A 6,642-nucleotide genomic window follows, 5' to 3' on the forward strand; every position below is an offset into this window, starting at 1 on the left:
TCTGCGCGTGAGCGCGGCCGTCGTGGCGCCGTTCTGGGAGGAGATCGCCGCGCAGTGACGGATCCTGACGACCCTCGTCCCGCTTCTTGCTGCCGCGGAGCCGCCTGAGCGGCACTTTCCGGGACATGATCGACCAGAAGTGGGACGAGGGCCGCCCCGCACGACGCGGAGGGCTCACCGCGCACACGCGGAAAGGCCCCGCCGTGCATGTGCGGCGGGGCCTGTGCGTCAGGCTCAGACCTTCGCGAGGCCGCGGATCGGGCTTCGCTCCTGCTCCGCCTCGTGGTCGGGACCGAGCGGGATGCCACTGCGATCCCGCAGCACGAGCGTCGCGATCAGACCGACCACCGTCATGCCCGCGAGGTACCAGGTGACCGACATCGTCGTACCGGTGGCCTTGACGAGCGCCTCCGCGATCGTGGGGGCGAACGCCCCGCCCAGGATCGCCCCGATCGCGTACGAGATCGAGACCCCCGAGAAGCGGATGGATGCCGGGAACAGCTCGGCGTACAGCGCCGCCTGCGGGCCGTAGGTGAGTCCGAGTCCGACGGTGAGGATCACGAGCGCGAGCGTCAGCAGCGCGATGCTCCCGGTGTTCACGAGCGGGAAGAGCAGGAAGACGCCGACGAGCTGCGCGATCCACCCCAGCACGTACGTGTTGCGGCGGCCGATCTTGTCGCCGATCCACCCGCCGAGCCACGTGAACGCCAGCCAGGACACCGCCGAGAGGGTCACGGCGCCCAGCACGTCGGCGGTGGCGAGACCGATCGGTCCGTCGGGGTTGGTCGCGTAGCGCTGGATGTAGCCGCCCGTCGTCATGTACCCCACGGCGTTGTTGCCGGCGAACACGAGCGCGGCGATGAGGACGAGCAGCGCGTGCTTGCGGAACAGCTGCACGATCGGCATCCGCGTCTTCTCCTTGCGCTCGGCGAGCTCGAGGAAGACCGGGCTCTCCTCGACCTTCTTGCGCACGTAGTAGCCCACGAGGATCAGCACGAACGACAGGAGGAACGGCACGCGCCAGCCCCACGCGAAGAACGCGTCGCCGGGGGCGATCAGCGCCATGAGCGCGAGCATGCCGCTGGCGAGCAGCAGGCCGAGAGGCACACCGAGCTGCGGGGAGGCGCCGAACAGGCTGCGCTTGGTCTTGGGGGCATGTTCGACGGCCATGAGCACCGCGCCACCCCACTCGCCGCCGGCGGAGATGCCCTGCAGCACCCGCAGCAGGATGAGGAGCACAGGCGCCGCGACGCCGATGACGCCATAGGTCGGCAGCACACCGATGAGCGTGGTGGACGCGCCCATGAGGATGAGCGTCAGCATCAGCACGACCCGGCGGCCGTACTTGTCGCCGAGGTGACCGGCGAGGAAGGCGCCGAGCGGGCGGAACAGGAAGCTCAGGCCCACCGTCAGGAACGACAGGATCTGCGCGATGCCCGGACCCGCCGGGGCGAAGAACAGCTGACCGAACACCAGTCCCGCCGCGGAGGCGTAGAGGAAGAAGTCGTACCACTCGACGGTGGTGCCGACCACGGTGGCGAAGACGACGCGGCGCCGGTCCGCGGTCGTCGAGATCGTGCCGGTGGGCGTGAAGCCCGGGGAGGAGGGGCGGGACATGGGGACTCCTTCGTGACGTCGTCGTCGACCCGCCGCCTCGCCGTCGACGCCGACGGTGCGAGTTGCGGGGGCGTTTGTGGATCATATACGATTTCGAATACGACGCAAGGGAGCTTCATGACCACCACCGACCCCCGCTTCGCCGTCCTCGGCGCCCGGCCGGGAAAGATCGTCGCGGTCCATCTCTCGTACTCCTCGCGCGCCGACCAGCGCGGCCGCCGGCCCGCTGCCCCCTCGTACTTCTTCAAGCCGTCGAGCTCCCTCGCCCCTTCGGGCGCGACGATCGAGCGCCCGGCCGGCACCGAACTCCTCGCCTTCGAGGGCGAGATCGCCTTGGTCATCGGCGAACCCGCGCGGTGGGTGTCACCGGACGCCGCGTGGAAGCACGTGGCATCCCTCACCGCCGCGAACGACTTCGGGCTCTACGATCTCCGCGCGAACGACAAGGGCTCGAACGTCCGATCCAAGGGCGGCGACGGGTACACACCCCTCGGCCCTACGCTGTTGGACGCGCGCTCGGTCGACCCGACCGCGGTGCGCCTGCGGACGTGGGTGAACGGCGAGCTGGTGCAGGACGACTCCACCGCGGGCCTCCTCTTCCCCCTCGCGCAGGTCGTCGCCGACCTGTCGCAGCACTTCACGCTCGAGACCGGTGACGTGATCCTCACGGGCACACCCGCGGGGTCGAGCGTGGTCGTGCCGGGCGACGTCGTCGAGGTGCAGGTGGATGCGGGGGCGCAGTCGACCGGCCGACTCCGCACCACCGTGACCCAGGGCACGCGACCCTTCGACGCGAGCCTCGGCTCCCTTCCCGCGGTCGACGACACGCAGCGGCTCGAGGCGTGGGGTTCGGCCGAAGCGGCGAGCCTGGCGCCGGCCCCCGCCCTCACGCCCGAACTCCGCGTGAAGCTGGAACGCGTGCCGGTCGCGGGCCTCAGCGCGCAGTTGCGCAAGCGGGGCCTGAACGACGTCACGATCGACGGCGTGCACGCTCTGACCCCCGGCAGCCGCTTCGTCGGCACCGCGCGGACGCTCCGCTTCCTTCCCCACCGCGAAGACCTGTTCGCCGCGCGCGGCGGCGGCTACAACGCCCAGAAGCGCGCGTTCGACGCGGTCGGCGCGGGCGAGGTCATCGTCATCGAGGCGCGCGGCGAGACCGGGTCCGGCACGCTCGGCGACATTCTCGCGCTCCGCGCCCACGCGCGCGGTGCGGCGGCGATCATCACCGACGGCGGCGTCCGGGATGCCGAGGCGGTCGCCGCGGTCGGCATCCCGGTGTTCTCCGCCGGCGCCCACCCCGCCGTGCTCGGCCGCCGGCACGTGCCGTGGGAGACCGACGTCGCGATCGGCTGCGGCGGCACCACGGTCGAGCCCGGCGACATCCTGGTGGGAGACGGCGACGGCGTCATCGTGATCCCACCGGCCCTCGCCGCGGAGGTGGTCGACGCCGCCCTCGCGCAAGAGGAAGAGGACGCGTGGATCGCCCGCCAGGTGGCATCCGGTCATCCCGTCGACGGGCTCTTCCCGATGAACGCCGCCTGGCGCGCGCGCTACGAAGCCGAGAGGAACGCCTGATGGATGCCACGACCCCGGTGAGCGCAACCCCGACGAGCGCAGCCCCGGCGAGCGCGCAGAGCAAGTCGCAGCAGGCGTATCACTGGATCAAGGAGCGCATCGCGGCGCAGGAGTTCACCCCCGGCTACCGGCTCGTGCTCGGCACGATCGCCGGCGACCTCGACATGAGCGTCGTGCCGGTGCGCGAGGCGATCCGCCAGCTCGAGGCCGAGGGGCTCGTGACCTTCGAACGCAACGTCGGCGCTCGCGTGTCGATGGTCGACGACTCGCAGTACCGGTTCAGCATGCAGTCGCTGAGCATCCTCGAGGGCGCCGCCACCGCCCTGTCGGCGCGCGCCCTCACGACCGAGGACGTCCGCCGCGCGCGGCGCATCAACGAACGGATGGTCGAGACACTCGACCACTTCGACCCGCGGGCTTTCACCGCGCTCAACCAGGAGTTCCACGCGACCCTGTTCGAGAAGTGCGTGAACCCGCGCATGCTCGACCTCGTCCGTGCGGAGTGGGCACGCCTGGGGCACCTGCGCGACTCCACCTTCAGCTTCGTGCCCGGTCGCGCCGCCGAGTCGGTGCGCGAGCACGAGAACATCCTCGTCCTGATCGAGAACGGCGCCCCGCTCGCCGAGATCGAGAAGACGGCCCGGCGGCACCGGTCCGCGACCCTCGACGCGTACCTCATCCACGAGCACCCCGACGAGTCGCTCGGCCTTCCGGCTTTCTGAACCGGATGCCACCGGCATCCCTCCCCTCCATCGAAGGAGCACCCATGACCCGCCGCACCCCGGCCGATCTGCCCACGCGCATCCAGCACTACATCGGCGGCGCGTTCGTCGACTCGATCGACGGCGACGAGTTCGACGTGCTCGACCCCGTGACGAACGAGACGTACGTGCGCGCTTCGGCCGGCAAGAAGGCCGACATCGACGCCGCCGTCGCTGCCGCCCGGACGGCATTCACCGGGGGGCCGTGGCCACGCATGCTGCCCCGCGAACGCTCGCGCGTCCTGCACCGCATCGCCGACCTCGTCGAGTCGCGCGATGCGCGCCTGGCGGAGCTGGAGTCCTTCGACTCGGGCCTGCCGATCACGCAGGCCCTCGGGCAGGCCCGCCGCGCGGCGGAGAACTTCCGGTTCTTCGCCGATCTGATCGTGGCGCAGACCGACGACGCCTTCAAGGTGCCGGGACGCCAGCTCAACTACGTCAACCGCAAGCCGATCGGTGTGGCCGGGCTCATCACACCGTGGAACACGCCGTTCATGCTCGAGTCCTGGAAGCTCGCCCCGGCGCTGGCCACGGGCAACACGGTCGTGCTGAAGCCCGCCGAATTCACGCCGCTGTCCGCATCGCTGTGGGCCGGGATCTTCGAGGAGGCAGGGCTGCCCGAGGGCGTCTTCAACCTCGTCAACGGTCTCGGCGAGGACGCCGGCGACGCGCTCGTGAAGCACCCCGACGTGCCGCTCATCTCGTTCACCGGCGAGAGCTCGACCGGTCAGCTCATCTTCGCCAACGCCGCGCCCTTCTTGAAGGGCCTGTCGATGGAACTCGGCGGCAAGAGCCCGGCGATCGTGTTCGCGGACGCCGATCTGGATGCCGCCATCGACGCGACCATCTTCGGCGTGTTCTCGCTCAACGGCGAGCGCTGCACCGCGGGCAGCCGCATCCTCGTGCAGCGCTCGGTTTACGACGAGTTCGTCGAGCGGTACGCCGCGCAGGCCGATCGCGTGAGAGTCGGATACCCCGACGACCCGGCGACCGAGGTCGGGGCGCTCGTGCACCCCGAGCACTACGCGAAGGTCATGTCGTACGTCGAACTCGGCAAGACCGAGGGGCGCCTCGTCGCCGGCGGCGGTCGCCCCGACGACTTCCCCGAGGGGAACTTCGTCCGGCCCACCGTCTTCGCCGATGTCCCGCCCCACGCCCGCATCTTCCAGGAGGAGATCTTCGGCCCCGTCGTCGCGATCACGCCGTTCGACACCGACGAAGAGGCCCTCGCGCTCGCGAACGACACGAAGTACGGTCTCGCCGCCTACGTGTGGACCAACGACCTGAAGCGCGCGCACCTGTTCGCGCAGAACGTCGAGGCCGGCATGGTGTGGCTGAACAGCAACAACGTCCGCGACCTCCGCACCCCGTTCGGCGGCGTGAAAGCCTCGGGCCTGGGACACGAGGGCGGCTACCGCTCGATCGACTTCTACACCGACCAGCAGGCCGTGCACATCACGCTCGGCCCCGCCCACAACCCCACCTTCGGCAAAGGAGCCTGAGATGACCGACCGCAGCCGGATGACCCGCACCTCCTCGGGCTTCTTCGTGTCGCAGGAAGCGCCGATCCGAGCCGAGAACCCGATCCCCACTCCCACGTCTCCCGCGCCCGACATCCTCCGCTGCGCGTACATGGAGCTCGTGGTCACCGACCTCGCGGCATCCCGGGAGTTCTATGTCGACGTGCTCGGTCTGCACGTGACGGAGGAGGACGACGAGGCGATCTACCTCCGTTCGACCGAGGAGTTCATCCACCACAACCTCGTGTTGCGTCGCGGCGAGATCGCCGCCGTGGCCGCGTTCTCGTACCGCGTCCGATCGGCGGAAGACCTCGACACGGCGGTCGCGTTCTACGAAGAACTCGGCTGCGAGGTCCGCCGCGCACCGAACGGCTTCACGAAGGGCATCGGCGACTCGGTGCGGGTGGTCGACCCCCTCGGTTTCCCGTACGAGTTCTTCTTCGACACCGAGCACCAGGAGCGCCTGTCGTGGCGGTACGACCTGCACTCCCCCGGCGAGCTGGTGCGCCTCGACCACTTCAACCAGATCACGCCCGACGTCCCCCGCGCGGTCAGCTTCATGCAGGCGCTGGGCTTCCGCGTCACCGAGGACATCCAGGACGAGGAGGGCGTGGTCTACGCCGCCTGGATGCGCCGCAAGCCCACCGTGCACGACACCGCGATGACCGGCGGCGACGGCCCCCGCATGCACCACGTGTGCTTCGCGACGCACGAGAAGCACAACATCCTGGCGATCTGCGACAAGCTCGGCGCCCTCCGCCGATCGGATGCCATCGAGCGCGGCCCCGGCCGCCACGGTGTCTCGAACGCGTTCTACCTGTACCTGCGCGACCCCGACGGGCACCGCGTCGAGGTGTACACGCAGGACTACTACACCGGCGACCCCGACAACCCCGTCATCACGTGGGACGTCCACGACAACCAGCGCCGCGACTGGTGGGGCAACCCCGTCGTCCCGTCGTGGTACACCGACGGTTCGCTCGTGCTCGACCTCGACGGCATTCCGCAGCCGGTCCGTGCCCGTACGGACTCGAGCGAGATGGCCGTGACGATCGGCGCCGACGGCTTCTCGTACACCCGCGCCCCCGAGCCGGCGGCATCCGGTCCCGAGTTCAAGCTCGGCAACCAGCTGTAACCCCCGCGTGAGGGGTCAATTTCTGTCGCCTGGA

The 6,642-nt window shown here is 70.0% G+C and carries 5 protein-coding genes; 4 read left to right on the plus strand and 1 reads right to left on the minus strand.

All coding sequences use genetic code 11. The features are described 5' to 3' along the window. Positions 1–234 precede the first annotated feature (234 nt). The gene (locus tag AVW09_RS14590) at positions 235–1,617 is read right to left on the minus strand and encodes an MFS transporter (protein ID WP_063258752.1); all 1,383 of its coding nucleotides are present in this window, start codon (positions 1,615–1,617) and stop codon (positions 235–237) included. A gap of 117 nt (positions 1,618–1,734) precedes the next feature. Between AVW09_RS14590 and AVW09_RS14595 the strand changes: the two genes are divergently transcribed. The 4 genes from AVW09_RS14595 to hpaD are packed head-to-tail and all read left to right on the plus strand — an operon-like array spanning position 1,735 to position 6,608. Continuing rightward, on the plus strand, positions 1,735–3,192 hold the full coding sequence (locus AVW09_RS14595) for a fumarylacetoacetate hydrolase family protein (protein ID WP_063258753.1): 1,458 nt from the start codon (positions 1,735–1,737) through the stop codon (positions 3,190–3,192). Beyond that, on the plus strand, positions 3,192–3,914 hold the full coding sequence (locus AVW09_RS14600) for a GntR family transcriptional regulator (RefSeq protein WP_063258754.1): 723 nt from the start codon (positions 3,192–3,194) through the stop codon (positions 3,912–3,914). Before AVW09_RS14595 ends, AVW09_RS14600 begins: the two co-directional genes overlap by 1 nt. A 44-nt stretch (positions 3,915–3,958) precedes the next feature. Then, positions 3,959–5,455, plus strand: coding sequence for a 5-carboxymethyl-2-hydroxymuconate semialdehyde dehydrogenase (hpaE, locus tag AVW09_RS14605; RefSeq protein WP_156496121.1), 1,497 nt, complete (start codon positions 3,959–3,961; stop codon positions 5,453–5,455). 1 nt (position 5,456) lies between these two features. Further along, the gene (hpaD, locus tag AVW09_RS14610; protein ID WP_063258756.1) at positions 5,457–6,608 is read left to right on the plus strand and encodes a 3,4-dihydroxyphenylacetate 2,3-dioxygenase; all 1,152 of its coding nucleotides are present in this window, start codon (positions 5,457–5,459) and stop codon (positions 6,606–6,608) included. Positions 6,609–6,642 lie beyond the last annotated feature (34 nt).

Origin of the sequence: Microbacterium sp. T32, from assembly GCF_001619615.1 — a bacterium.
GTDB lineage: Bacteria > Actinomycetota > Actinomycetes > Actinomycetales > Microbacteriaceae > Microbacterium.